Annotated in this window: 22 protein-coding genes, 1 pseudogene and 1 riboswitch; of the genes and pseudogenes, 8 read left to right on the top strand and 15 right to left on the bottom strand. The window is 70.0% G+C overall.

The window, feature by feature from the left end; translation table 11 throughout:
- Window position 1: 1 nt before the first annotated feature.
- The 7 genes from RKD23_RS12885 to RKD23_RS12855 all read right to left on the bottom strand — a co-directional run bounded on the left by RKD23_RS12885 (window position 2) and on the right by RKD23_RS12855 (window position 8,172).
- A complete protein-coding gene (locus RKD23_RS12885; protein WP_424853812.1) occupies window positions 2–967 on the bottom strand; it encodes a helix-turn-helix domain-containing protein in 966 nt (321 codons plus the stop codon).
- A 211-nt stretch (window positions 968–1,178) separates the two neighbouring features.
- Window positions 1,179–2,192: a ribonucleotide-diphosphate reductase subunit beta gene (locus tag RKD23_RS12880; protein WP_404042350.1), complete on the bottom strand. Its 1,014-nt coding sequence runs from the start codon at window positions 2,190–2,192 to the stop codon at window positions 1,179–1,181.
- The gene (locus RKD23_RS12875) at window positions 2,192–4,549 is read right to left on the bottom strand and encodes a ribonucleoside-diphosphate reductase subunit alpha (RefSeq protein WP_424853811.1); all 2,358 of its coding nucleotides are present in this window, start codon (window positions 4,547–4,549) and stop codon (window positions 2,192–2,194) included. The genes RKD23_RS12880 and RKD23_RS12875 overlap by 1 nt, the downstream gene beginning before the upstream one ends.
- Before the next feature lie 121 nt (window positions 4,550–4,670).
- Window positions 4,671–4,789: riboswitch (cobalamin riboswitch) on the bottom strand.
- A gap of 54 nt (window positions 4,790–4,843) precedes the next feature.
- Complete coding sequence (locus RKD23_RS12870) at window positions 4,844–5,347, bottom strand: GNAT family N-acetyltransferase (protein WP_424853810.1); 504 nt, start codon at window positions 5,345–5,347, stop codon at window positions 4,844–4,846.
- Window positions 5,348–5,429: 82 nt separating this feature from the next.
- Entirely contained in the window at window positions 5,430–7,043 is a 1,614-nt protein-coding gene (gene mctP, locus RKD23_RS12865) for a monocarboxylate uptake permease MctP (protein WP_424853809.1), read from the bottom strand.
- Window positions 7,040–7,294: a DUF3311 domain-containing protein gene (locus tag RKD23_RS12860; protein WP_404042345.1), complete on the bottom strand. Its 255-nt coding sequence runs from the start codon at window positions 7,292–7,294 to the stop codon at window positions 7,040–7,042. Before RKD23_RS12860 ends, mctP begins: the two co-directional genes overlap by 4 nt.
- A 113-nt stretch (window positions 7,295–7,407) precedes the next feature.
- Entirely contained in the window at window positions 7,408–8,172 is a 765-nt protein-coding gene (locus RKD23_RS12855) for a GntR family transcriptional regulator (protein ID WP_404042344.1), read from the bottom strand.
- A gap of 423 nt (window positions 8,173–8,595) precedes the next feature.
- Here RKD23_RS12855 and RKD23_RS12850 point away from each other — a divergent pair, with 423 nt between their 5' ends.
- The 4 genes from RKD23_RS12850 to RKD23_RS12835 all read left to right on the top strand — a co-directional run bounded on the left by RKD23_RS12850 (window position 8,596) and on the right by RKD23_RS12835 (window position 13,321).
- Window positions 8,596–9,879, top strand: a complete 1,284-nt coding sequence (locus RKD23_RS12850) for an extracellular solute-binding protein (protein WP_424853808.1) — start codon at window positions 8,596–8,598, stop codon at window positions 9,877–9,879.
- A 95-nt stretch (window positions 9,880–9,974) separates the two neighbouring features.
- Window positions 9,975–10,958: a carbohydrate ABC transporter permease gene (locus RKD23_RS12845; protein ID WP_404042342.1), complete on the top strand. Its 984-nt coding sequence runs from the start codon at window positions 9,975–9,977 to the stop codon at window positions 10,956–10,958.
- Window positions 10,955–11,824 carry a carbohydrate ABC transporter permease gene (locus tag RKD23_RS12840; protein ID WP_424853807.1) on the top strand — a complete coding sequence of 290 codons (870 nt, stop codon included), beginning with the start codon at window positions 10,955–10,957 and terminating at the stop codon, window positions 11,822–11,824. The genes RKD23_RS12845 and RKD23_RS12840 overlap by 4 nt, the downstream gene beginning before the upstream one ends.
- A gap of 9 nt (window positions 11,825–11,833) precedes the next feature.
- Window positions 11,834–13,321 carry a glycoside hydrolase family 3 protein gene (locus tag RKD23_RS12835; protein WP_424853806.1) on the top strand — a complete coding sequence of 496 codons (1,488 nt, stop codon included), beginning with the start codon at window positions 11,834–11,836 and terminating at the stop codon, window positions 13,319–13,321.
- A gap of 157 nt (window positions 13,322–13,478) precedes the next feature.
- Here RKD23_RS12835 and nagB read toward each other — a convergent pair whose 3' ends face one another.
- Both nagB and RKD23_RS12825 read right to left on the bottom strand, forming a co-directional pair.
- Window positions 13,479–14,264: a glucosamine-6-phosphate deaminase gene (nagB, locus tag RKD23_RS12830; RefSeq protein WP_424853805.1), complete on the bottom strand. Its 786-nt coding sequence runs from the start codon at window positions 14,262–14,264 to the stop codon at window positions 13,479–13,481.
- A 181-nt stretch (window positions 14,265–14,445) separates the two neighbouring features.
- Entirely contained in the window at window positions 14,446–15,198 is a 753-nt protein-coding gene (locus tag RKD23_RS12825) for an SDR family oxidoreductase (RefSeq protein ID WP_424853804.1), read from the bottom strand.
- 107 nt (window positions 15,199–15,305) lie between these two features.
- Between RKD23_RS12825 and RKD23_RS12820 the strand changes: the two genes are divergently transcribed.
- Window positions 15,306–15,926, top strand: a complete 621-nt coding sequence (locus RKD23_RS12820; RefSeq protein WP_424853803.1) for a TetR/AcrR family transcriptional regulator — start codon at window positions 15,306–15,308, stop codon at window positions 15,924–15,926.
- Window positions 15,927–16,267: 341 nt separating this feature from the next.
- The gene (locus RKD23_RS12815) at window positions 16,268–17,743 is read left to right on the top strand and encodes a sensor histidine kinase (RefSeq protein WP_404042336.1); all 1,476 of its coding nucleotides are present in this window, start codon (window positions 16,268–16,270) and stop codon (window positions 17,741–17,743) included.
- 195 nt (window positions 17,744–17,938) lie between these two features.
- Here the strand turns inward: RKD23_RS12815 and RKD23_RS12810 are convergent, their stop codons facing one another.
- Both RKD23_RS12810 and RKD23_RS12805 read right to left on the bottom strand, forming a co-directional pair.
- The gene (locus tag RKD23_RS12810; protein ID WP_003992873.1) at window positions 17,939–18,196 is read right to left on the bottom strand and encodes a WhiB family transcriptional regulator; all 258 of its coding nucleotides are present in this window, start codon (window positions 18,194–18,196) and stop codon (window positions 17,939–17,941) included.
- Window positions 18,197–18,515: 319 nt separating this feature from the next.
- Window positions 18,516–19,484 carry a diacylglycerol/lipid kinase family protein gene (locus RKD23_RS12805; protein ID WP_404042335.1) on the bottom strand — a complete coding sequence of 323 codons (969 nt, stop codon included), beginning with the start codon at window positions 19,482–19,484 and terminating at the stop codon, window positions 18,516–18,518.
- A gap of 442 nt (window positions 19,485–19,926) precedes the next feature.
- On the opposite strand from RKD23_RS12805, the gene RKD23_RS12800 reads away from it, so the two are divergent.
- Window positions 19,927–20,364 carry a hypothetical protein gene (locus RKD23_RS12800; protein ID WP_424853802.1) on the top strand — a complete coding sequence of 146 codons (438 nt, stop codon included), beginning with the start codon at window positions 19,927–19,929 and terminating at the stop codon, window positions 20,362–20,364.
- Between the two features lie 40 nt (window positions 20,365–20,404).
- Here the strand turns inward: RKD23_RS12800 and RKD23_RS12795 are convergent, their stop codons facing one another.
- From RKD23_RS12795 to RKD23_RS12785, 3 genes are all read right to left on the bottom strand, one after another.
- Window positions 20,405–21,676 carry an RNA polymerase sigma factor SigF gene (locus tag RKD23_RS12795; protein ID WP_424853801.1) on the bottom strand — a complete coding sequence of 424 codons (1,272 nt, stop codon included), beginning with the start codon at window positions 21,674–21,676 and terminating at the stop codon, window positions 20,405–20,407.
- Complete coding sequence (locus tag RKD23_RS12790; protein WP_006136266.1) at window positions 21,673–22,086, bottom strand: anti-sigma factor; 414 nt, start codon at window positions 22,084–22,086, stop codon at window positions 21,673–21,675. The genes RKD23_RS12795 and RKD23_RS12790 overlap by 4 nt, the downstream gene beginning before the upstream one ends.
- Window positions 22,087–22,356: 270 nt before the next feature.
- Window positions 22,357–22,617 (bottom strand): UBP-type zinc finger domain-containing protein, encoded by a 261-nt coding sequence (locus RKD23_RS12785; protein ID WP_424853800.1) that lies wholly within the window; start codon window positions 22,615–22,617, stop codon window positions 22,357–22,359.
- Between the two features lie 57 nt (window positions 22,618–22,674).
- Here RKD23_RS12785 and RKD23_RS12780 point away from each other — a divergent pair, with 57 nt between their 5' ends.
- The gene (locus RKD23_RS12780) at window positions 22,675–24,270 is read left to right on the top strand and encodes a Na+/H+ antiporter (protein WP_424853799.1); all 1,596 of its coding nucleotides are present in this window, start codon (window positions 22,675–22,677) and stop codon (window positions 24,268–24,270) included.
- Window positions 24,271–24,286: 16 nt separating this feature from the next.
- On the opposite strand, the pseudogene RKD23_RS12775 reads toward RKD23_RS12780, so the two are convergent.
- Window positions 24,287–24,616: pseudogene (locus tag RKD23_RS12775) on the bottom strand (methylenetetrahydrofolate reductase); the annotation flags it as partial.
- Window positions 24,617–24,643: the final 27 nt, after the last annotated feature.

The raw sequence follows: 24,643 nt of genomic DNA, 5'->3' as shown, positions 1-24,643 counted from the left end.
CTCAGGCCGCCTCCGGACCCCGGAAGGTGCGCCGGTAGGTCTGCGGGGTGACTCCCACCGCCCGGACGAACTGATGCCGCAGCGCGGCCGCGGTGCCGAAGCCGGTCCGGCTCGCGATCACGTCCACGGTCACGTCCGTCGCCTCCAGCAGCCGCTGTGCCAGCAGCACCCGCTGACGCAGGATCCAGCGGTACGGCGTCGTCCCGGTCTCCTGCTGGAAGCGGCGGGCGAAGGTGCGCGGGGACATGTGCGCGCGCTCGGCGAGCTGCTCGACGGTGACCTCCTCGTGGAGGTTGCGCTCCATCCAGGCGAGCACCTCGCCGACCGTGTCGCACGGCGCGGCGGGCAGCGGCCGGTCCACGAACTGCGCCTGGCCGCCGTCCCGGTGGGGCGGCACCACCATGCGGCGGGCGATGGCGTTGGCGACCTCGGGCCCCTGCTCCTTGCGCACGAGATGCAGACAGGCGTCGATGCCGGCGGCCGTGCCCGCCGAGGTGATCACCGGATCGTCGTCCACGTACAGCACATCGGGCTCGACGGCCGCGCGCGGGAAGCGCCGGGTCAGCTCGTCCACATGCCGCCAGTGCCCGGCACACCGCCGCCCGTCGAGCAGCCCGGCCGCGCCGAGAACGAAGACACCGGAACACACGCTCAGCACCCTGGCACCCCGCTCCACGGCCCTGACCAGGGCGTCGAGCAGCGCGGGCGGATAGTCCCGGACCGCGAAGTCGCTCCCGGCCGGCACCGTGATCAGATCGGCCTCCTCCAGCCGGTCCAGGCCGTACGGCGTGGACACGGTGAGGCCCGGGACATGGGTGGTCAGCGCCGGGCCCTCGGCCGAGACGACCGCGAAGTCGTACACCGGAAGGCCCTGGTCACTGCGGTCGAGGCCGAAGACCTCGCAGACGACACCGAGCTCGAAGGGATGCACGCCGTCGAGCAGGACGGTGGCCACGTTCTGCAGCATGCCCACAGTGTGCCGCCCGGCTGGCAGGAAATCGAGGGTGTGCGGCAGTCCTGCCACTGTCAGTGGTGTTCATGCGGAACGACACTGACGACATGAACGCACTCATGGAATACGCGGGAGTCGTCGTCCTCTTCCTGCTCCTGGCGGGACCGGCGCTCGTGGGAGTGGCCCGCGAGCGCCGGATCGACCGCGAACTGCGGGAGGCCGAGGCTCAGAAGTCCTCGTCCAGGTCGACGGTGCCCTCGACCGCGACCTGGTACGCCGACGGGCGCCGCTCGAAGAAGTTGGTCAGTTCCTGAACGCCCTGGAGCTCCATGAAGGAGAACGGGTTCTCCGAGCCGTACACCGGCGCGAAGCCCAGCCGCGTCAGCCGCTGGTCGGCCACGCACTCCAGGTACTGCCGCATCGACTCGGTGTTCATGCCGGGCAGACCGTCACCGCACAGGTCGCGGGCGAACTGCAGCTCGGCCTCGACCGCCTCCCGCAGCATGTCGGTGACCTGCTGCTGAAGCTCGTCGTCGAAGAGCTCCGGCTCCTCCTTGCGGACGGTGTCGACCACGTCGAACGCGAAGGACATGTGCATCGTCTCGTCGCGGAACACCCAGTTGGTGCCCGTGGCGAGACCGTGCAGCAGGCCCCGGCTGCGGAACCAGTAGACGTACGCGAAGGCGCCGTAGAAGAACAGGCCCTCGATGCACGCGGCGAAGCAGATCAGGTTGAGCAGGAAGCGGCGCCGGTCCGCCTTGGTCTCCAGCCGGTCGAGCTTCTCGACCTCGTTGATCCACTTGAAGCAGAAGCCGGCCTTCTCGCGGATGGAGGGGATGTTCTCCACCGCGTCGAACGCGGCCGCGCGGTCCTCCGGGTCGGGCAGGTAGGTGTCCAGGAGGGTCAGATAGAACTGGACGTGGACCGCTTCCTCGAAGAGCTGCCTGCTGAGATACAGCCGCGCCTCGGGGGAGTTGATGTGCTTGTACAGCGTCAGCACCAGGTTGTTCGCCACGATCGAGTCACCCGTCGCGAAGAACGCGACCAGACGGCCGATCAGGTGCTGCTCGGCCGGCGTCAGCTTCGCCAGGTCGGCGACGTCCGAGTGGAGGTCGACCTCCTCGACGGTCCAGGTGTTCTTGATGGCGTCCCGGTAGCGCTCGTAGAAGTCGGGGTAGCGCATGGGGCGCAGGGTCAGCTCGAAGCCCGGGTCGAGGAGATTGGTGTTGCGTTCGGACATCACTGGCAGGCCTCGCAGGACTCGGGGTTCTCAAGGGAGCAGGCGACGGCGTCGGGGTCGTTGGCCTGCTGGACGGGGATGGTGGCTTGCGCCTGTGCCGCGCGGGCGATCCTCGTCGCCGGGCGCGAGCGCAGGTAGTACGTCGTCTTCAGCCCGGACTTCCAGGCGTACGCGTACATCGAGGAGAGCTTGCCGATGGTCGGCGTCTCCAGGAAGAGGTTCAGGGACTGCGCCTGGTCCAGGAACGGCGTACGGGCCGCCGCCATGTCGATCAGGCCTCGCTGCGGGATCTCCCACGCCGTGCGGTACAGCGCCCGGACCTCCTCGGGGATCCAGGCGAAGCCCTGCACCGACCCGTTGGAGTCGCGCAGCGCCTCCCGGGTGCGGGCGTCCCACACGCCGAGGTCCTTGAGGTCCTGCACCAGGTACGAGTTGACCTGGAGGAACTCGCCCGACAGCGTCTCGCGCTTGAACAGGTTGGACACCTGAGGCTCGATGCACTCGTACACACCCGCGATGGAGGCGATGGTCGCGGTCGGCGCGATGGCCAGCAGCAGGCTGTTGCGCATGCCGACCTCGGCGATACGGGACCGCAGCGCAGCCCAGCGCTCCGGCCAGGTCAGCTCCACGTCGTAGTGGTCGGGGTGCAGCACGCCCTGCGCCGTCCGGGTCTTCTCCCAGGCCGGCAGCGGGCCGTTGCGCTCGGCGAGGTCGGCGGACGCCTCGTACGCGGCGAGCATGATCCGCTCGGCGATCCGGGTGGACAGTGCGCGGGCCTCGGGCGAGTCGAACGGGAGCCGCAGCTTGAAGAAGACGTCCTGCAGACCCATCGCGCCGAGGCCCACCGGGCGCCACTTGGCGTTGGAGCGGCCCGCCTGCTCGGTCGGATAGAAGTTGATGTCGACGACGCGGTCGAGGAAGGTGACGGCGGTGCGGACGGTGGCGTCCAGCCGCTCCCAGTCGATGTCTCCCTCGGTGACAAATGCGCCCAGGTTCACCGAACCCAGGTTGCACACCGCCGTCTCGCCGTCGTCGGTGACCTCCAGGATCTCCGTGCAGAGGTTGGAGGAGTGCACGACATGGCCCGGCAGGGCCGTCTGGTTGGCGGTGCGGTTGGCGGCGTCCTTGAAGGTCATCCAGCCGTTGCCGGTCTGCGCGAGGGTGCGCATCATGCGGCCGTACAGGTCGCGGGCCGCGATGGTCTTCTTCGCGAGGCCCTTCTCCTCCGCCTTGCGGTACGCCGCGTCGAACTCCTCGCCCCACAGGTCGACCAGCTCGGGCACGTCGGCGGGCGAGAACAGGCTCCACTGCGCGTCGGCGTTGACCCGGCGCATGAACTCGTCCGGGATCCAGTGCGCGAGGTTCAGGTTGTGCGTACGGCGGGCGTCCTCGCCGGTGTTGTCGCGCAGCTCCAGGAACTCCTCGATGTCGGAGTGCCAGGTCTCCAGGTAGACGGCGGCGGCGCCCTTGCGGCGGCCGCCCTGGTTCACGGCGGCGACCGAGGCGTCGAGGGTCTTCAGGAACGGCACGATGCCGTTGGAGTGGCCGTTGGTGCCGCGGATCAGCGAACCCCGCGAGCGGATGCGGGAGTACGACAGTCCGATGCCGCCGGCGTGCTTGGAGAGGCGGGCGACCTGGTGGTAGCGGTCGTAGATGGAGTCCAGCTCGTCCAGGGGGGAGTCCAGGAGGTAGCAGGACGACATCTGGGGGTGCCGTGTGCCGGAGTTGAAGAGCGTGGGGGAGGAGGGCAGGTAGTCGAGGCGGCTCATGAGCCCGTAGAGCGCGGCGACTTCGTCGACGGAGCGGACCGTGTCGTCCTCGGCGAGGCCGGAGGCGACCCGCAGCAGGAAGTGCTGGGGCGTCTCGACGACCTTGCGGGTGATCGGGTGCCGCAGCAGGTAGCGGCTGTGCAGGGTGCGCAGGCCGAAGTAGCCGAAGCGGTCGTCGGCGGCGCGGTCGACCAGCGCGTCGAGCCGCTCGGCGTGCACGCGCACGAACTCCGCGGTCCGGTCCGCGATGAGGCCCTCCCGGTGCCCGACGGCGACGGACTCGGTGAAGGAAGTGACCCCTTGCGAGGCGGCCTCGGCGGCGATGGAGATCGTCAGCAGGCGCGCGGCCAGCCTGGAGTAGGCCGGGTCCTCGGAGATCAGCCCGGCCGCCGCCTCGGTGGCCAGCTCGCGCAGCTCCGCCTCGTCGGCCCGGGCGGAACGGCCCCGCAGCGCGGCGGCGGCCACCCGGCCGGGGTCGGCGTCGGGCAGGTCGGCGGTCAGCTCGGTCAGGGTCCGCAGCAAGGCCGTTCCCGGGGCGTCCTCGTCGGTCGGGACGGCTGAAGCCGGGTCTGCTGGCGCGATGGTCACGTGGAGGCTCTCCCTCGCTCGGCACGGGGCCTTCGCGAGGGGCACGGCACACACGAGCGCACGCGGCGTCGCGTCCACCGGCCCATTCCACGAGGCCCGGACGTCGGGGCACCCGACCGGTCGGCCGGTGCCACTGTCGGCAGGTCCTCGGACTGACGCTTATGCATGCATAAGTACACCGTTGCGGGACAGTTCCGGATTCGCACCGGATTCCCCTGCGACGACAGCGAGCATGAGCATACATCTTGTGCCGGGTGCGGGTGACGCCCCCATATGTTGTGTCGCTGTGTGACTTCAGAGCGTCAACTCGTAGGTGAGCAGAGTGAAGTCGCTGCCCGGGATCGGCTGCCAGTCGCGGTGCGGGGCGCGGACGAAACCGAGGCGTTCGTAGATGCGGTGGGCCGCGCGCATGGCGGGCTGGGTGGACAGGACGATCGCCGTGCAGCCCGGCGTGGCCCTCGCACGGTCGAGGCAGGCCCCGACGAGGGCCTCGCCGACTCCTCGGCCCCGGGCGGCGTGGGCGACGGCCAGCATGCGGATCTCGGCCTCTCCCGGGCCGGCCAGGTCGGCCATCGGGCCGGGGGCGGGGACGAAGGTGACCGTGCCGAGCAGCCGGTCTCCGTCCGTGGCGGCCAGGACCTCGGCCGCGGTGGCCCGTTTGGCCACGTTCTTGAGTTCGCCGAGGTACCAGTCGCTCTCGCCGAAGGTGAGGAGGTCGTCCTGGAGGTAGGCCTGTGCGGTGATCTCGCCGATCTCGTCGTACTCGGTCGGCTGTGCTTCACGGATCACGATGTCCATGGTCGTCAGTGTGTACGACAGCGGGCCGCCGTTGTCGCTTGTGTCGGCGGCCCGCTGCCCGTTGTCCGTGGTTGCTCGCGCCCTAGTGGGTCACGGGAAGCTCCTGCTTCACGCCCGGGTCGCCCGCGTCCGCCGTGTAGTCCTCGGGGCGGGTCTCGTCGACGCCCTCGGGGGCCTTGGCGGCCTTCAGGACGAAGGTGAGGACCACCGTGACGGCCACGTTGAGGACGAACGCCGTGAGCCCGATGTAGCCGATCTCGCCGATGCCGGGGATCTCCTTGGCGGAGCCGCCGAAGTGCTTCTGGGTCGGGGAGGCGACGCCGTACGCGGCGATGGTGCCGTACAGCATGCCGACCGCCCAGCCGGCGAGGAGGGCCCAGCGGTGGAACCAGCGGGTGAACAGACCGCCCACCAGGGCGGGGAAGGTCTGGAGGATCCAGATGCCGCCCAGGAGCTGGAAGTTGATGGCGACCGTCTTGTCCATGGTCAGGACGAAGACCAGCGCGCCCACCTTCACCAGCAGGGACACCAGCTTGGAGACGCGCGTCTCCTCGGCGGCCGTCGCGTCCGGCTTGATGAAGTCCTTGTAGATGTTGCGGGTGAACAGGTTCGCCGCCGCGATCGACATGATCGCCGCGGGCACCAGCGCACCGATGCCGATCGCCGCGAAGGCGATGCCCGCGAACCAGTCCGGGAACATGTCCTCGAACAGCTGCGGGATGGCCAGCTGGCCGTTCTGCACCTTCACCCCGGCCGCGATCGCCATGAAGCCCAGCAGGGCGAGCAGGCCCAGCATCAGGGAGTACAGCGGCAGGATCGTGGTGTTGCGGCGGATCACGTCACGGCTCTTGGAGGAGAGCGTCGCGGTGATCGAGTGCGGGTACATGAACAGCGCGAGGGCGGAGCCCAACGCCAGCGTGGCGTAGGTCCATTGGCCCGCCTCGGCCGGCACCAGCGCGCCGCGTGGCTTGCCCGTGGCCGGATTCGTCTGGCCGAACGCCTCGGAGGCCTTGGCGAAGATGTCGTCGAAGCCGCCCAGCTTGATCGGGATGTAGATGATCGCCACCGCGATGACGATGTAGATCAGCGTGTCCTTGACGAACGCGATCAGCGCCGGGGCGCGCAGACCCGAGGAGTAGGTGTACGCCGCCAGGACGCCGAAGGCGATCAGGAGCGGCAGGTCCTTGACGAACCAGTTGGTGTCCTCGCCGCCGCCCACGCCCATCACGTCCAGCACCGCCTGGATGCCGACGAGCTGGAGCGCGATGTACGGCATCGTGGCCAGGATGCCGGTGACCGCGACCGCCAGCGACAGGCCCTTGGAGCCGAAGCGGCCGCGCACGAAGTCGGACGTCGTCACGTAGCCGTGCTTGTGGGAGACCGACCACAGGCGGGGCAGGAACGTGAAGATCAGCGGGTAGACGAGGATCGTGTACGGCACCGCGAAGAAGCCCGCCGCGCCGGCCGCGTAGATCGCCGCCGGCACCGCCACGAACGTATAGGCCGTGTAGAGGTCGCCGCCGAGCAGGAACCAGGTGATCCAGGTACCGAAGGACCGGCCGCCCAGGCCCCATTCGTCGAGGCTGTGCTCGTTCTCGGCCTTGCGCCAGCGCGCGGCCAGGAAGCCCATGACCGTGACGGCCAGGAAGAAGATGATGAAGACGGCGAGCGCGACGCCGTTGACCCCGTCGTTCACCTGGAGCCTCCCCGACGGGCGCGCTGGTCACGCTGCCACAGCTTGTACGCGATCATCGTCAGCGCGGTCGAGATGACCACCCAGGCCATCTGGTACCAGTAGAAGAACGGGATGCCGCCGATGGACGGGTCGGTCTTGGCGTACGAGCCGACCCACAGCATGGCCACGAACGGTGCGACGAGACAGAGGCCGATGACGACGCGCACTGGCGTCACCACCGGGCCTCTGTTCACTTCTGGGGCTTGCGACATCGGGCGACTCCGTCCCCTCACTGATCACCTGCGTAATGGGCTGGCAATCTAGGTCACGGTGTCGCGGCTGCGGAACCCCTCGTCCGTATATCGGTATCGCCTTTACAAAGTCGCTACTCGGCGGGCCGCTTCAGCCTGGCCACGAACTTGTACCGGTCGCCCCGGTACACCGAGCGCACCCACTCCACCGGCTGGCCGTCGCGGTCGAGGGAGTGCCGGGACAGCATCAGCATCGGCAGGCCCACGTCGGTGCCGAGCAGGCCCGCCTCGCGCGGGGTGGCCAGCGAGGTCTCGATGGTCTCCTCGGCCTCGGCGAGATGGACGTCGTAGACCTCGGCGAGCGCGGTGTAGAGGGACGTGTACTTCACCAGCGAGCGGCGCAGGGCGGGGAAGCGCTTGGCGGAGAGGTGGGTGGTCTCGATGGCCATGGGCTCGCCGTTGGCCATGCGCAGCCGCTCGATGCGCAGCACCCGGCCGCCCGCGGTGATGTCGAGGAGCTGGGCGAGGCGGTCGTCGGCGGTGATGTAGCCGATGTCCAGCAGCTGGGACGTGGGTTCCAGCCCCTGGGCGCGCATGTCCTCGGTGTAGGAGGTCAGTTGCAGCGCCTGGGAGACCTTCGGCTTGGCCACGAAGGTGCCCTTGCCCTGGATGCGTTCGAGCCGGCCCTCGACGACCAGTTCCTGAAGGGCCTGGCGCACGGTGGTGCGGGAGGTGTCGAACTCGGCGGCGAGCGTGCGCTCGGGCGGGACGGGCGTGCCGGGCGGCAGCGTCTCCGTCATGTCGAGCAGGTGCTTCTTCAGGCGGTAGTACTTGGGCACGCGCGCGGTACGGACGGTCGCCCCACCCTCGTTCTCCGCACTGCTGACGTCGGTGCTCATGCTCTGCCTTCCCGGCTCCGGGTGCCGAAGCGACCGACATCCCGTCGGCCGCGGCTCACATCGTGGCACGGCTTCGTGGGTGGGTGACCTGTGTGGGTGTCCTCCGCACGCTCCGTGATCTCTCTGTATACCGGCGGGGCCCCCGTTGGTCTAGTCCAGCGCGCCGCTCGGGGGCAGTGGTCCAGTGGCAGTGGTCCGTCCGTTTGGTCGCTTGCGGAATGAAAGGTCCCTGCATATCTCGGTCCCATCACGGACGCCTGGAGGCCGCTTGAACACCCTTGACAGCCCTATTGGTCTGGGCCAAGCTCCCCGTACTGGTCTACACCATTGGTCCAGGTCCCGGCCCCACGGACGGTTCGCACGGCGTTGACGCCAAATACCGCGGGGACGAGGGGGGTTTGTGGCATCCCTGAGGAGGGTGGCGTGAAGCGCAAGCTGGTAGCCGCGATCGGTATCGCGGGCATGATGTTCTCGATCGCGGCGTGCGGGGACAGTGACGACAAGGGCAGCGGCGGCGCCGGCGGGGACGCCAAGGAACTGACCGTCTGGCTGACGGTCGACGCGCAGAACAACTGGCCCGAGCTGGTGAAGGCCGCCGACGACGCGGTCGCCAAGAAGCACCCCGGCATCAAGATCAAGCACGAGTACTACGGCTGGCCGGACAAGAACGCCAAGCTCGACGCCGTCCTCGCCACGGACAAGGCCCCCGACGTCGTCGAGATGGGCAACACCGAGATGCTGCCGTACGTCGTCAAGGGCGCGTTCGCCCCGGTCGACCCGGCGAAGTTCGACCAGTCCGACGCCTGGCTCGACGGCCTCAAGGACTCGGTGACGTACGAGGACAAGACCTACGGCGTGCCGTACTACGCGGGCACCCGCGTCGGCAACTACCGCAAGGACGTCTTCGGCGAGGTCGGCGTCAAGGCCGCCCCGAAGACCTACGCCGAGCTCACCGCCGCCCTGGACAAGGTGCAGAAGAAGCAGGGCGACAAGTTCAGCGCCTGGTACCAGCCCTCCCGCGACTGGTACGCGGCCATGTCCTTCGTCTACGACGCCGGCGGCTCCATAGCCAAGGAGGAGGGCGGCCAGTGGAAGGCCAACCTCTCCTCGCCGGAGTCCCTCAAGGGCCTGACCGAGTTCAAGAAGGTCCTCGACTCCTACATGCACGGCGACAAGACCAAGGACGAGTCCGACCGTTACATCGTCTACGGCCAGGGCAAGTCCGGCATGATCTTCGCCCCGGCGTGGGAGGGCGGCAGCGCCGCGGACCCGAAGAACGACAAGACCGGCAAGCTCAAGGGCAACGTCGAGAACTTCGTCATGCCCGGCCCGTCCGGCAAGAACCTCCCGGTCTTCCTGGGCGGTTCCGACCTCGCCGTCCCGGTGAAGTCCGACGCGCAGGACGTCGCCGCCGAGTGGATCAACGCCCTCACCGGTGCCGCCGGCCAGAAGGGCCTGATGGCCAAGGGCAACCTGCCCAACAACAAGACCGACCTCGCCACCCTGAAGAACGACCCGGCCACGGTCGTGCCGGCCACCGCCGCCGAGTCCAACTGGTTCGTCCCCATGGCCCCCGGCTGGGGCCAGGTCGAGAAGGCCCAGGTCCTGCAGACCATGCTGCAGTCCATCGGCACCGGCAAGAAGTCGGTCGAGGAGGCCGCGAAGGACGCGGACGCCGCGATCGACAAGGTCATCAACACCAAGTGACCTCCCGGCGGGGCTCCGTTGCAGGCGGAGCCCCGCCGTCTTTCCGTAACGCCCGTACGACCGGTACGACCTGAGGGACCGCTGAGGAGCGCGCGATGAGTGCCGACACGACCACCCCTGCCAAGGTGCCGCCACCGCGGCAGGCACCGCCGCCGGCCGCACCGGACCGGCCCCGCGCGAAACGGACGTACGGCCCGGCCGCCACCGCCTGGCTGCTGCTCGCGCCCTGTCTGCTGATCCTCGCCCTGGTCATGGGCTATCCGCTGGTCCGCCTGGTCACCCTGTCCTTCCAGAAGTTCGGCCAGCCCCAGCTGTGGGGCTTCCAGCCGGCCGAGTCGGTCGGCTTCGAGAACTTCACCAAGGTCCTCGGCGACAGCGAGTTCTGGACCGTCGTCCTGCGCACGGTGCTCTTCGCGGCCGGCGCGGTGATCTTCACGATGGTCATCGGCATGCTGATCGCCCTGCTCCTCCAGCGGGTCTCCGGCTGGGTGAAGACGCTGATCAACATCGCGCTCGTGGCCAGCTGGGGCATGCCGGTCATCGTCGCGACCACCGTCTTCAAGTGGCTCTTCGACGCCGACTACGGCATCCTCAACGCGGTTCTGAGCAAGCTGCCGGGCGTCGACCTGATCGGCCACAACTGGTTCGCCAGCTCCACCCAGGGCCTCGCCGTGATCATGCTCCTCGTGGTCTGGGGAGCCGTGCCCTTCGTGGTGATCACCCTCAGCGCCGGGCTCACCCAGGTCCCCAAGGAGCTGGAGGAGGCGGCCCGCCTCGACGGCGCCGGCGCCTGGGGCGTCTTCCGGTACGTCACCCTGCCCATCCTCAAGCCGATCATCGTGATGCTCACGACCCTGTCGGTCATCTGGGACATGGGCGTCTTCCCCCAGGTCTTCGTGATGCGCAACGGCCATCCCGAGCCGGAGTTCCAGATCCTCAACACCTACTCCTACGACCGCGCCTTCGTGGTCAACGACTACGCCCAGGGCTCGGCGATCGCCCTGATCACCGTGGTGCTGCTGCTCGGTGTGGTCGCCGTGTACATGCGTCAGATGCTGAAGATCGGGGAAGTGGAATGAGCGGCACGAGCGCGGTCGTCACCAAGGGCGCCGATCCCGGGACCTCCCAGAAGCGCTCCAAGCTCGGCTGGAACCTCGTCGGCCTGTTCGTCTTCGCCGTCGCCGGCTTCCCCGTGTACTGGATGCTCAACACGGCGTTCAAGCCCGCCAAGGACGCCATCGACCCGGACCCCAGCCTGTTCCCGACCGGCCTGACGCTGTCCAACTTCGACCGCGCCCTGAACATCGCCGACTTCTGGGGCCCGGTCTGGCGCAGCCTCGTGGTCTCCGTGATCGTCGTCCTGATCGGCATCGCGATCGGCCTGCTCGCCGCGCTCGCCATCTCCCGGTTCGCCTTCCGCGGCCGCAAGATCGTGATCGTCGGCATCCTCGCGGTGCAGATGGTCCCGCTGGTCGCCATGATCATCCCGGTGTTCCTGCTGCTCAACGACCTGGGGCAGTACGACAGGCTCACCGGCCTGATCATCACGTACCTGACCTTCATCCTCCCCTTCACGGTGTGGACCCTGCGCGGCTTCATCGTCAACATCCCCAAGGAGCTGGAGGAGGCCGCCATGGTCGACGGCTGCTCCCGCACCGGCGCCTTCGTCCGCGTCGTCTTCCCGCTCCTGGCCCCCGGCCTGGTCGCCACCTCCGTCTACGGCTTCATCCAGGCCTGGAACGAGTACCTCTACGCCCTGATGCTGCTCAGCCAGCAGAACCAGACCGCCACCGTCTGGCTCGGCAACTTCACCACCAAGCACGGCACCGAGTACGCCCCGATGATGGCCGGCGCCACCATGATGGCCGTGCCGATCGTCGTGCTCTTCCTCCTCGTCCAGCGCAAGATGGCCGCGGGTCTGACCGCCGGCGCCGTGAAGGGATAACGCCATCCGATGACGACATTCGCCAGCGGAACCGACACTCTGACCCGCGATGCGCTGACCGTCCTCCAGCCCGGCTTCCCCGGCACCACCGCCCCCGACTGGCTGCTGCGCCGCCTGGGGGAGGGCCTCGCCTCCGTCGGCCTGTTCGGCCGCAACGTCGCCTCGCCCGAGCAACTGGCCGCGCTGACGGCCCAGCTGCGCGCCGAGCGCGACGACGTCCTCGTCGCCATCGACGAGGAGGGCGGGGACGTGACCCGCCTGGAGGTGCGCACCGGTTCCTCCTTCCCCGGCAACCACGCCCTCGGCGCGGTGGACGACGTCGCGCTCACCCGTGAGGTCGCCCACGAGCTGGGCCGCCGCCTCGCCGCCTGCGGCGTCAACTTCGACTGGGCGCCGTCCGCCGACGTCAACTCCAACGCCGACAACCCGGTGATCGGCGTCCGCTCCTTCGGCGCCGACCCGGCCCTGGTCGCCCGGCACACCGCCGCCTACGTCGAGGGCCTGCAGTCGGCCGGCGTCGCCGCCTGCACCAAGCACTTCCCCGGCCACGGCGACACCAACGTCGACTCCCACGACGCCCTGCCCCGCATCGACGTGGACGCCGATGTGCTGGCCGAGCGCGAACTGGCCCCGTTCCGCGCCGCGATCGCGGCCGGCACCCGCGCGATGATGAGCGCCCACATCCTGGTCCCCGCGCTCGACCCGGAGTACCCGGCGACCCTCTCCCGCCGCATCCTCACCGGCCTGCTGCGCGGCGAGCTCGGCTACGACGGCCTCATCGTCACCGACGGCATGGAGATGCAGGCCATCGCCTCCACCTACGGCATCGAACGCGGCAGCGTCCTCGCCCTCGCCGCCGGTGCCGACGCCATCTGCGTGGGCGGCGGCCTCAACGACGACGAGACCGTCCGCCGGCTGCGCGACGCCCTCGTCACCGCCGTCCGCAGCGGCGAACTCCCCGAGGAACGCCTCGCGGACGCGGCCGAGCGGGTACGGAAGCTGGCCCGCTGGACGGCAGCGGGCGCCGGCGCCGGGGAGGCCGGGGGCACCGACCCCGAGGTCGGCCTCCACGCCGCCCGCCGCGCCCTGCGCGTCACCGGCGCGGACACCTTCACCCCGCTCACCGAGCCGCCCTACGTCGCCACCCTCACCCCGGTCGCCAACTTCGCCGTCGGCGACGAGACCCCCTGGGGCGTCGCCGCCGAACTCTCGGCCCTCCTCCCCGGCACGGCCGCGGACACGCACACGGGCGCCGACGCGGCCCGGGCGGCCCTCGCAGCGGCGGGGACGCGCAGGATCGTCGTGGTCGTCCGCGACGAGCACCGGCACCCGTGGATGGGCGCCGCCCTGGACACCCTCCTGCGGGAACGCCCCGACACCGTCGTCGTCGAGATGGGCCTCCCTCAGGCACCCCCGCGGGGCGCCCTGCACATCGCCACCCACGGCGCGGCCCGCGTATGCGGCCGGGCGGCGGCCGAGGTCATCACGGCCTCCTGACGCCACCCGCCAACAGAAAGGCGCCGGTTCCCACGGGAGGGGAACCGGCGCCTTTTACATGCCTTGGGGACGTGTCCCTCAGGGGCGCGGCGAACTGCGCGAGCAACCACCCACAACCCGCACCCCGAAGACGTCAGAAGGAAGCAGACGGAACCGCTCAGATCCCCTGCCACTCCGGCTTGTCGGCAAAGGTGTGCCGGAAGTAGTCCGCCAGCTTCAGCTTGGAAGCAGCCGCCTCATCCACAACAACCGTCGCATGCGGATGCAGTTGCAGCGCCGAGGCCGGACACACAGCGGCAACAGGCCCCTCCACCGTCGCGGCAACGGCATCCGCCTTGCCCTCACCGGTAGCCAGCAGAACAAGGTGCCGCGCTTCCAGAATCGTGCCGATCCCCTGCGTGATCACATGATGCGGCACCTGCTGGATGTCCCCGTCGAAGAACCGCGCGTTGTCCACCCGCGTCTGCTCCGTCAGCGTCTTGATCCGGGTCCGCGAGGCCAGCGACGAGCACGGCTCGTTGAACCCGATGTGCCCGTCCGTGCCGATGCCGAGCAGCTGGAGGTCGACCCCACCGGCCTCGACCAGCGCCCGGTCGTACGCCTCGCAGGCCGCCTGGACATCGGCCGCCGTGCCGTCGGGCCCCATGAACGCGTCCATGGAGACGCCCAGCGGCTCCAGCACCTCGCGGCGCAGCACCGAGCGGTAGGACTCGGGGTGGTCGGCGGGCAGCCCGACGTACTCGTCGAGCTGGGCGATCCTCGCCCGGGAGGCGTCCACGGCGCCGGAGCGGACCTTCGCGGTCAGCGCCTGGTAGATGGGCAGCGGGGTCGAGCCGGTCGCCACGCCCAGCAGGGCGTCGGGCTTGCGACGCAGCAGCTGCGCCATGGCCTCGGCTATGAGTTCGCCGCCGGCCTCGGCATCCGGAACGATGACAACTTCCACGCTGGGCCTGCCGTTCTGGAGAGGGGACTCGAAGGCACCCGGAGGGGATATGTGGTTTAGACCAATCTAACAGAGCGGACCCGCCGAGGCAGCTTGGTCCGTACCGTTCCCTCTCCATGAAAAGCCCCCCGGCACCCGCGCGCGTGCCGGCCTCGCGTCGGGGCGTCGAGCCCCGCTCGGATCACGGCATCGAGCCTCCGGTCGCGTCCAGCCAGTGCCCCGTCACCCAGCGGCCGTCGTCCGAGACGAGGAAGGCCACCGCGTCGGCGATGTCGGCGGGCGTGCCGACCCGGCCCAGCGCCGAGTACGCGGCGGCGCCCTGCCACGCCTCGTCGCTCGCGCGCAGCCACTCGGCGTTCACATCGGTGTCGACGATGCCGGGCGCGACGGAGTTCACGGTGATGCCGCGGGGGCCCAGCACCTTGGCGAGATCCCGGGTGAGGACGTCGAGCGCGCCCTTCGTCATGGCGTAGGCCATCACATGCGGCATCGCGGCCGTCCGGGCGAGCCCGGAGGATATGTTCACGATCCGCCCGCCGTCGCGCAGTCGCGTGAGCCCCTGCTGGACGAGGAAGTGCGGCGCCTTCACATTGACCGCGAAGAGGCGGTCGTACTCCGCCTCGTCGATCTCCTCGAAGGGGCGGGACGTGGCGATCGCCGCGTTGTTCACCAGGATGTCCAACCCGTCCGCGTGGCGGTCGAACTCCTCCCACAGGGCGGCCGCGTCGCCCGGCCTGCCCAGCTCGGCGCCGATCGCGAAGGCCGAGCCGCCGGCCTCCTCGATCGCGGCGACCGTCTCCTTCGCCGCCGTCTCATTGCTGCCGTAGTGCACGGCGACCCGCGCTCCGTCGCGCGCCAGGCGCTCGGCGACGCCCCGTCCGATCCCCCTGCTCGCCCCCGTGACGAGTGCGGTCCTGCCCGTGAGCACGCCCATGAGCGCGCCCCCCTTTCATGAGCCCGAGAGTTGTCTAGCGGTCGCTACAGAAAGACCGTACAACAGGCCGCCGACATTTCTCTAGCCCGCGCTATAAAATCCACCCCATGGTGAGCACTCCGCAGTCCGCACCGGGGTCCAAGCCCCGCGGCCGCCCCCGCTCCTTCGACCGCGAGACGGCCCTGGAGAAGGCGATCATGGCCTTCTGGGAGCACGGCTACGAGGCCACGTCCGTGTCCGACCTCACCCGCACCATGGGCATCGGCGCCCCCAGCCTGTACGCGGCCTTCGGGGACAAGCAGGCCCTGTTCGCCGAGGTGGTCCAGGAGTACGGCGAGCGGTACGGCGCGTTCTTCGCGCGCGCCCTCGACGAGGAGGCCACGGCCCGCGCCGGTGTCGAGCGCGCGCTGCGCGAGGCCGCCGCCGAGTACACGGTGCCCGGCCGTCCGCACGGCTGCCTGGTCGTCCACGCGGCCATCAACTGCACCAGCCGCGAGGTGGAGCAGTCCCTGCGAGAGCGGCGCAACGCCACCATCGCCGCCCTGAAGAGCCGTATCGAGGCGGACATCGCGGCGGGGGAACTGCCCGCCGGCACCGATGCCGCCGCCCTCGCCCGGCACACCGGCGCGATGGTCCAGGGCATGTCCCAACAGGCGCGCGACGGCGCAAGCCGGGAGGAGCTGGAGGCGCTCGCCGAAATTGCCATGTCCATCTGGCCCCGTACCTGACCCGGGCGGGTTAGGCTTCCGCGGACAACAAAACACGTTCCGACGCATGGACACGCCCAATGGTCTAGTCCACAATGCGTAGAGGGAACCGAGAAGAACACACAAGACGTCCGTCTTCCCCGCACAGGAGGACGGCACGAGGAACCGCGGCTCTCTGCCCTGACTGCCCCGGCTCCTCACCTTCGGCCGACGGGACCGCACACCCCCCGGCCGTTGCTGCTCCGGGCTGCGGTGCCGGGAGGGTTGAGGGTCCCTCTCAGGCGCCGCGGCCCGCGGGTGTTTCCGGGGCCGGGAAGGTCCGTATTTCAGGGCCGTACAGACCCCCAGGTACGCTCGCAGACGTGCCCTCCATGAACGAACTGGTCCGCCAGCACACCGCCCTCGACGACTCCGACCTCGAGTGGCTCCATCTGCTGGTCTCGGAGTGGCAGCTGCTCTCCGACCTGTCCTTCGCCGACCTCGTCCTGTGGGTCCCCACCCGCGACGGCACCCGCTATGTCTCCGTCGCCCAGATGCGGCCCAACACCGGCCCCACCTCCTACCAGGACGACATGGTCGGCCACCTCGTCCCGCGCGGCCGCCGTCCGATGCTGGACGCCGCCCTCGACGAGGGCCGGATCGTGCGCGAGGGCGACCCCGAGTGGCGCGAGGAGGTCCCGGTCCGGGTCGAGTCCATCCCCGTACGACGGGACGGGCGCGTCCTCGGCGTCATCGCGCGCAACACGAACCTGCTCACCGTGCGCACCCCGAGCCGACTGGAGCTCACCTACCTCCAGTCGGCCTCCGACCTCGCGCAGATGATCGCGGCCGGCTCCTTCCCCTTCCCGAACCAGCAGGTCGACATGGACGCCTCGCCCCGCGTGGGCGACGGCCTGATCCGGCTCGACGCCGACGGCATCGTCCAGTACGCCTCCCCGAACGCCCTGTCCGCCTACCACCGGCTCGGCCTCGCCGCCGACCTCGTCGGCCAGGACCTCGGGCAGACCACCGCCGAACTCGCCCCGACCCGTGGGCCGGTGGACGAGGCGCTCGCCAAGGTCGCCAGCGGCTGGGCGCCGCGCGAGTTCGAGATCGAGGCCAAGGACGGGGTCATCCAGCTGCGGGCCATCCCGCTCAAGCCCAAGGGCACCCGCATCGGTTCGCTCGTCCTGCTCCGGGACGTCACCGAACTGCGCCGCCGCGAACGCGAGTTGATCACCAAGGACGCGACCATCCGGGAGATCCACCACCGGGTGAAGAACAACCTCCAGACGGTCGCCGCGCTGCTGCGCCTCCAGGCCCGCCGCATCGAGTCCGAGCGCGGCCGCGCGGCCCTCGAAGAGGCCGTACGCCGGGTCGGCTCGATCGCGATCGTGCATGAGACGCTGTCCCAGAATCTGGACGAGCGCGTCGAGTTCGACGAGATCGCCGACCGGGTCCTCGCGATGGTCGCGGAGATCTCGCCCGGCAAGGTCACCGGCCGGCGCACCGGCCGCTTCGGCATCCTCGACGCCGAGGTCGCCACCCCGCTGTCGATGGTCCTGACCGAAGTGCTGCAGAACGCACTCGAACACGGCTTCCGTGAGGGCGACACCGGCACGGTCGAGGTCTCGGCGGTCCGTGGCGGTACGTCGAAGGAGGCCCGCCTCCTCGTCACCGTCCAGGACGACGGTGTCGGACTCCCGCCCGGCTTCGACGCGCGCACCTCCGGAAACCTGGGGCTGCAGATCGTACGGACTCTGGTGGAAGGCGAGTTGGGTGGCAGCTTCGACATGGTGCCGGCGCCGGAGCGGGGGTGCCAGGTGATTCTGGACATCCCGGTGCGGGCGCAGAAGTAAGCACCTGGGGAAGGCCCGAAGTGGGCCCTCGGGGACAGCAAAGAGCCTCGGACCATCATGTGGTCCGAGGCTCGTGCTCGCTGCTGCTTACTTGCTCAAGCGCATCGGGGGTACTGCGCGCTGCGTGCTCGGGGGCGGGATCGGCGTACTCGCTGTACGCGCCGCCAAGCTCAGGCTGTCAGCGGGGTGGGTATGTCAGGCGGAGGCCTGACGGGCCCGGTTGCGGGCGGCGCGGCGCTTCATGGCGCGGCGCTCGTCCTCGCTGAGACCACCCCAGACGCCGGAGTCCTGACCGGACTCGAGCGCCCACTGCAGACACTGCTCGATCACCGGGCAGCGACGGCAGACGGCCTTGGCTTCCTCGATCTGCAGCAGCGCAGGACCGGTGTTGCCGATGGGGAAGAAGAGCTCGGGGTCTTCCTCGCGGCAAACGGCGTTGTGACGCCAGTCCATGGCTGCTACCTCTCCTTGGTATTACGTGCAGGGTTGCTTGTGAATGTGAACGCTTTCACGAATCCCTCAACAAGGGAAGGGCCGACCGCCAGGTTCCCTGGCGTGGTCCTTGGTTTGGTGAGGGGTTCCGGTGATCTGTGCTAGCCGGTGTTGCGGGCTGTCCCGATCGCCACGTAGAGACTCGCAAACCTCAGCGGCGGATACAACCCCTTCCGGAAAGTTTTTTTTGATTCCTCGGTGTCGACTAGGTCACAGCCGTACTTCCATGGGGTGGATCCTGGCCTAAACGTTCGAGTGAAAGGACTTCAGCCCTTTCTGCTCACACAATCACACGCAGTGCACGGCGTACGCCTGTGAACGTCACGCTAGTGCGCAGCCCCAGGTGGTCACCGTCCATCTGGAGGGGGAGCGGGACCTTCGAATGCAAGGTGAACTCGCTCAGATCGTGCAGCGAGGCGGCGTGTTTTCCCTGAGGTCCGCGCTCGGGGGACGAAGTGAGCAACTGGGTCGCATACCGGGCAACCGCGGCCGTGGAGAGCCGGCTGAGGCCGAGCACGTCGAGGCCGGTATCGAACGACGCCTTAGGCGACGCGTACACCGGACGATTGCCCAGATAGGTCCACGGGGCGGTGTTACAGACTATGGACAGCACCAGATCGGTCACCGGGTCCTGACCCGGCGCCTCCAGGGTGATCGTGCCGTGTCTGCGGTGCGGCTCGCCCAGGAACTGCCGCAGGGCCTGCCGTACGTACAGCGCGTGCGTCGACTTCTTGCCGCGCTCGCGATGCTGCTCGACGCGGCCGACCACGCCGGCGTCGAACCCGAGTCCGGCGTTGAAGGTGAACCAGCGGGGCGGCACGGCCTCGTCCTCGGTGCCGGGCGTGCCGGAGGTGAGTCCGAGCCCGACCGTGCGCTCGCTTCCCTCCCGCAGGGCGTCGAGGAGCGCGCCGGTGGCCTCCACGGCGTCGTTGGGCAGGCCGAGCGCCCGCGCGAAGACATTGGTGGAACCGCCGGGGACCACCGCGAGGCCGGGCAACTGCTCCGGGTCGGGTCCGGCGTGCAGCAGGCCGTTGACCACCTCGTTGACGGTGCCGTCACCGCCGAGCGCCACGACGAGATCGATGTCGTCGCTCTCCGCCGCCTGCCGCCCCAGGTCACGCGCATGCCCGCGGTACTCGGTGGTGACCGCCTCCAGCTTCATCTCGCTGGCGAGCGCATGGATCAGGACATCGCGCGTACGTGCGCTTGTGGTGGTTGCCGCCGGATTGACCACGAGAAGTGCACGCATGCGTTGCACATTACCTACTGGGCGGTACCGATCCCAGACCGAGGCCGGGATCAGATCAGACAAACGGGCGTGAACATCACCACGGGCGCCTGCGGCGCTTTGGCGGTGGGGGTGGGGAGAGGTTGGGCGTGCGGGTGGTGTTGGGGGTGCTGCTGGGGGCTGGGCGTGCGGGGGAGGCTGGCTGTGCGGGGGAGGTCGGGGGGTCGAGGCTTGGCGTGGTGGAGGGGGGGGCGGGGTTGAGGCTGAGGGTGGCTTAGGTGGGCGATGACCGGCCGTGAGGCGGACGGCTCAGCACGGTCCTGCGCGCGTCAGCATGCCACTGCCCCTGCCCCAGCCCGCGTCGGCGTCTCGCCGCCCCCAGGCCCGCCCGCCTCGGCGTCGTCGCCGCCCAGGCCCCGCCTCGGGCCTCAGCGGCATGAGGCCCTGGGGCTACCCTTCTGGGGTGAGCAGTGAGCAGAGCCCCAGTGCCTCGGATGTCATCGGACCCCGTCCCCGTCGGCTGACGTATGCCGCCGCGCTTGCCGGGCTGGAGGGGCTCGCGCTGGTGATCGGGGGGGTCTGGATTCTCGTTCTGGGGATGACCGGCGAGCCCGATGACCGGCAGCAGGCCGTCACCGGGGGCGTCACCCTGATCGTGCTGGCGCTGTTGCCGCTGCTCGCCGCGCGTGGGCTGCTCGCGCGGCGCGGCTGGAGCCGGGGGCCCGCGATCATCACGCAGGTCGTCGCGCTGCCGGTCGCCTACAACCTGTTGACGTCCGACGGCTCGGCCATCCCGGCCGGCATCGCGCTCGCGGCCGCCGCGGTGACGGCGCTGGTGCTGCTCGTGAATGCGGAGACGACCGAGGCGCTGGGCATCCGCGGACCGGGCCGCGTGGAGTAGGCACCACAGGGGGCTGCCCCGCAGCCCCCGGCGGTCCGGCTCACTCCTCGACGAGGAGCTTCTCCCGCAGCTGGGCCAGCGTGCGGGCCAGCAGGCGCGAGACGTGCATCTGGGAGATACCGACCTCCTGCGCGATCTGCGACTGCGTCATGTTGCCGAAGAAGCGCAGCAGCAGGATCCGCTTCTCGCGCGGCGGCAGATCCTCCAGCAGCGGCTTGAGGGACTCGCGGTACTCGACGCCCTCCAGCGCCTCGTCCTCCGCGCCGAGCGTGTCGGCGACCGCGGGGGACTCGTCGTCGGTGTCGGGGACGTCCAGCGACAGCGTGGAGTAGGCGTTCGCCGACTCCAGGCCCTCCAGGACCTCCTCCTCCGAGATCGCCAGCTTTTCGGCGAGCTCGTGGACCGTGGGGGAGCGGCCGTGCTGCTGGGACAGCTCGGCCGTGGCCGTCGTCAGCGCCAGGCGCAGTTCCTGGAGCCTGCGCGGCACGCGTACCGCCCAGCCCTTGTCGCGGAAGTGCCGCTTGATCTCGCCGACGACCGTGGGGGTGGCGTACGTCGAGAACTCCACGCCCCGGTCCGGGTCGAACCGGTCGACCGACTTGATCAGGCCGATGGTGGCGACCTGCGTGAGGTCGTCCAGCGGCTCGCCGCGGTTGCGGAAGCGGCGCGCGAGGTGCTCGACGAGCGGCAGATGCATGCGTACGAGGCGGTTGCGCAGCTCCGCGTACTCGGGGCTGCCCTCCTTGAGCTCCCGCAGCTCCAGGAACAGCGCGCGGGCGCCGCTGCGGTCCTGCGGGTCGTGGTGCGTGCGGCCCTCGGTGGCCGCCGCGCGCGCCGTACCGGTGGCCGCAGGGGCGGCCGCCGCGCCGCCCGGCGCGTCGTCCTCGGAATTTCGCTCGTGCTCGCTCATCGTCCCGCCCGTCGCCCTTCCCCGAGCTCTGGCCTCTCGGACCGGGCGGACCCCGTCGTGCCCTGCCGAAGGCGCGCCCTTCCCGGCGCCGCCCGCCCGGACGCCGACGCCATCGGCTGCCCGGACACCGGCGCCACCGGCGCCGTCGGCCGCCCCGACGCCGTCCCCGTCCGTCCGCCCCTCGTGCGGGGCGCCGGTCTCCGGGGAGTCCTCCGGATGCGGCCGGGCCTGCTCGGGGATGCCGTCGATGCCGTCCGCCACGCGCCGCGAACCGCCCGGAGCGGACTGTCCGGCCTGGCCGAGGCTCTCGGCCCCGGACGAGAAGGGGCTGCCCCCGTCCTCGGCCCGCAGCTCCTGTGTGCCGCGCTCTTCGTCCCGCACCGGCCCGTCCCCGTTCTTCACGCCGGCCCGGGTCCCGCGCCGCGCTGTTTGTAGAGGCTGATCGAAACGGTTCTGTCCTCGTCCACCGCGGAGGAGACCTTGCCCGCGAGGGCGGACAGGACGGTCCATGCGAAGGTGTCCCGCGAAGGGGCGTGGCCGTCCGTGGTCGGCGCCGAGACGGTGACCTCGAGTGAGTCGTCGACGAGCCGGAAGACGCAGCTGAGGACGGAGCCGGGCACGGCCTGCTGGAGCAGGATCGCGCAGGCCTCGTCGACCGCGATGCGCAAATCCTCGATCTCGTCGAGGGTGAAGTCCAAACGGGCCGCGAGGCCGGCCGTGGCCGTCCGCAGCACCGACAGGTAGGCACCCGCAGCCGGCAGCCGGACTTCCACGAAGTCCTGGGTAGCGGGCTCGCCTGCGATCTGGGACACCCTCACCTCCAAGGTGGTACAAGCTGTTCGGAGCCGAGGGTCGCCCCCCGGGGTACGCGATGTGTGGTACAGCGGTGACGCTATCGCGCTCTCGACCGTACTGTCCCCGGGACCCCAACCCCCTGGCGTCACTCACAGTAAACCTGCGGATACGCTCCGTGTCTAGGGGTTCTGCGGGCCCAAATGGGAAGACCGCGCGCCGGGTTGACGTACCCAGACGTCAGAGAGTCGAACCGTCCCCGTCCAGGGTCACACGAGAACCGCCCTTGCTCACACGAGTACGTGATCCACGAAGCACCAGCGCCAGTCCTCGCCCGGCTCGAAGGTGCGCATCACGGCATGCCCCGACTCCTTGTAATGACTGGTGGCATGCCGCCCCTGCGAGGAGTCGCAGCAGCCGACATGGCCGCAGGTGAGGCACAGTCGCAGCTGCACGGGGTGCGTGCCGGCCGCTTCGCACTCCTGACAGGTCTCCGTCAGCGGGGCCGGTTCCGGGTGCGGCAGCTCGTCCACGTGCGTGCACTGTTTCATGATTGCCAGGTTACGACGGGCGTGCGCATGACCGCGCGGAAAAAGGGTGGGCGAGACATGGACGTGATGCCACTGCTGTTGCTGGTTGCGGGGAGCGCGGCGGTGGCGGGTGCCGCGCGGCGCACCCCCGTACCGGCGCCGCTGCTGCTGGTGGCCGCCGGACTGGCGCTGTCGTACGCCCCAGGGGTCCCCGACTACCACCTCGACCCGCATGTGGTGCTGCCGCTCGTGCTGCCGCCGCTGCTGTACACCGCCGCCGTCGACAGCTCCTACCTCGACCTGCGGGCGCAACTGCGGCCCGTCGCGCTGCTGTCGGTGGGCTATGTGCTGTTCGCGACGGTCGCGGTCGGCTGGGCGGCGTATCTGCTGGTCCCCGGCCTGCCGCTGACCGCGGCGCTGGTGCTCGGCGCGGTCGTGGCGCCGCCGGACGCCGTCGCGGCCACGGCGATCGCCCGCCGGGTGGGCCTGCCGTCCCGGATCACGACCATCCTCCAGGGCGAGTCACTGGTGAACGACGCCACCGCGATCACCGCCTACCGGGTGGCCGTCGCGGCCGCCGTCGGCGAGGGCGCGAGCTGGGTCGGCGGCATCGGCGAGTTCCTGCTCGCGGCGATCGGCGGCATCGGCATCGGCCTGCTGCTGATGGTGCCGATCCACTGGCTGCGCACCCATCTGAAGGAGGCGCTGCTGCAGAACACCCTGTCGCTGCTCATCCCGTTCGTCGCCTACGGCGTCGCCGAACAGGTCCACGCCTCCGGCGTCCTCGCCGTCGTGGTCGTCGCCCTCTACCTCGGACACCGCGCGTGGGAGGTCGACTTCGCCACCCGCCTCCAGGAGGACGCGGTGTGGAAGATGGTCGCCTTCGTCCTGGAGTCGTCGGTGTTCGCGCTGATCGGCCTCCAACTGCCCGTCGTACTGCGCGGGCTCGGGGAGTACGAGGGTGTCGACGCGGCCTGGTACGCGGTGGCGCTCTTCCTCGTCGTGGTCGTGACCCGGTTCGTGTGGGTGTACCCGGCGACGTTCCTGCCCCGCATATTGTCCGCGCGGATCCGCAAACGCGAGGACAACCCCACCTGGAAGGGCGCGTTCGTCATCTCCTGGGCCGGGATGCGTGGCGTGGTCTCGCTGGCCATCGCCTTCTCCATCCCGGTGACCATGGAGGGCGACGAGCCCTTCCCCGGCCGCAACCTGATCCTCTTCCTCACCTTCACCACCGTCATCGGCACACTCGTCGTCCAGGGCCTGAGCCTGCCCGCGCTGATCCACCTGCTGAAGCTCCCCGGACGCGACCAGCAGGCCGAGACGCTCGCCGAGGCCAACGCCCAGGCCCAGGCCTCCCGCGCCGCCGAACAGCGCCTGGACGAGCTGCTGTCCGACGAACGCAACGCCCTGCCCGGCCCGCTCGCCGACCGGCTGCGCACGGTCCTGGAACGCCGCCGCAACTCCGTCTGGGAACGCCTCGGCCAGCCCAACCCCATCACCGGCGAGACCGCCGACGACACCTACCGCCGCCTGTCCCGCGACATGATCGGCGCCGAACGCGAGGTCTTCGTCAAGCTCCGCGACATGCGCTACATCGACGACGAGATGCTCCGCACCCTGCTGCGCCGCCTGGACCTGGAGGAGGCGGCGGCGTACCGCGAGACGGCGTGAGGCCCCGGGCACACGATCAGCCCGGTACTGGTGACGGACACACGGCCCGGTGGATCTCGACCGCGGCCGTGGACCGGTTGAGGGTGATGTAGTGCAGGCCGGGGGCGCCCTCCGCCAGGAGGCATGCGGCCATCTCCGTCGCGTGGTCCACTCCGATGCGATGCCCCTCGGTCGGGTCGTCCCGCGCCGCCTCCAGGCGTTCGGCCAGCGGGCGGGGGAAGCGGGCGTTGCTCAGCTGGGCGAAGCGGCGCACCTGGCGGATGTCGGTGGCCGGCATGATCTCCGGGACGACCGGGGTGTCGCAGCCGGCGGCGGCGACCCGGTCGCGCAGCCGCAGGTAGTCCTCCTCTTTTCCGCGCAGACCGGTTCTTCC

The organism is Streptomyces sp. SAI-170 (assembly GCF_049739565.1).
GTDB lineage: Bacteria > Actinomycetota > Actinomycetes > Streptomycetales > Streptomycetaceae > Streptomyces.
This window is presented reverse-complemented; position numbering and strand designations above follow the sequence as displayed.

Excerpts from the sequence above, each read along its gene's own strand:
- RKD23_RS12885 (WP_424853812.1), bottom strand. The coding sequence starts at position 967 with ATGCTGCAGAACGTGGCCACCGTCCTGCTCGACGGCGTGCATCCCTTC.
- RKD23_RS12880 (WP_404042350.1), bottom strand. The coding sequence starts at position 2,192 with ATGTCCGAACGCAACACCAATCTCCTCGACCCGGGCTTCGAGCTGACC.
- RKD23_RS12870 (WP_424853810.1), bottom strand. The coding sequence starts at position 5,347 with ATGGACATCGTGATCCGTGAAGCACAGCCGACCGAGTACGACGAGATC.
- RKD23_RS12860 (WP_404042345.1), bottom strand. The coding sequence starts at position 7,294 with ATGTCGCAAGCCCCAGAAGTGAACAGAGGCCCGGTGGTGACGCCAGTG.
- RKD23_RS12855 (WP_404042344.1), bottom strand. The coding sequence starts at position 8,172 with ATGAGCACCGACGTCAGCAGTGCGGAGAACGAGGGTGGGGCGACCGTC.
- RKD23_RS12845 (WP_404042342.1), top strand. The coding sequence starts at position 9,975 with ATGAGTGCCGACACGACCACCCCTGCCAAGGTGCCGCCACCGCGGCAG.
- RKD23_RS12840 (WP_424853807.1), top strand. The coding sequence starts at position 10,955 with ATGAGCGGCACGAGCGCGGTCGTCACCAAGGGCGCCGATCCCGGGACC.
- RKD23_RS12835 (WP_424853806.1), top strand. The coding sequence starts at position 11,834 with ATGACGACATTCGCCAGCGGAACCGACACTCTGACCCGCGATGCGCTG.
- RKD23_RS12825 (WP_424853804.1), bottom strand. The coding sequence starts at position 15,198 with ATGGGCGTGCTCACGGGCAGGACCGCACTCGTCACGGGGGCGAGCAGG.
- RKD23_RS12820 (WP_424853803.1), top strand. The coding sequence starts at position 15,306 with ATGGTGAGCACTCCGCAGTCCGCACCGGGGTCCAAGCCCCGCGGCCGC.
- RKD23_RS12810 (WP_003992873.1), bottom strand. The coding sequence starts at position 18,196 with ATGGACTGGCGTCACAACGCCGTTTGCCGCGAGGAAGACCCCGAGCTC.
- RKD23_RS12805 (WP_404042335.1), bottom strand. The coding sequence starts at position 19,484 with ATGCGTGCACTTCTCGTGGTCAATCCGGCGGCAACCACCACAAGCGCA.
- RKD23_RS12785 (WP_424853800.1), bottom strand. The coding sequence starts at position 22,617 with ATGAAACAGTGCACGCACGTGGACGAGCTGCCGCACCCGGAACCGGCC.
- RKD23_RS12780 (WP_424853799.1), top strand. The coding sequence starts at position 22,675 with ATGGACGTGATGCCACTGCTGTTGCTGGTTGCGGGGAGCGCGGCGGTG.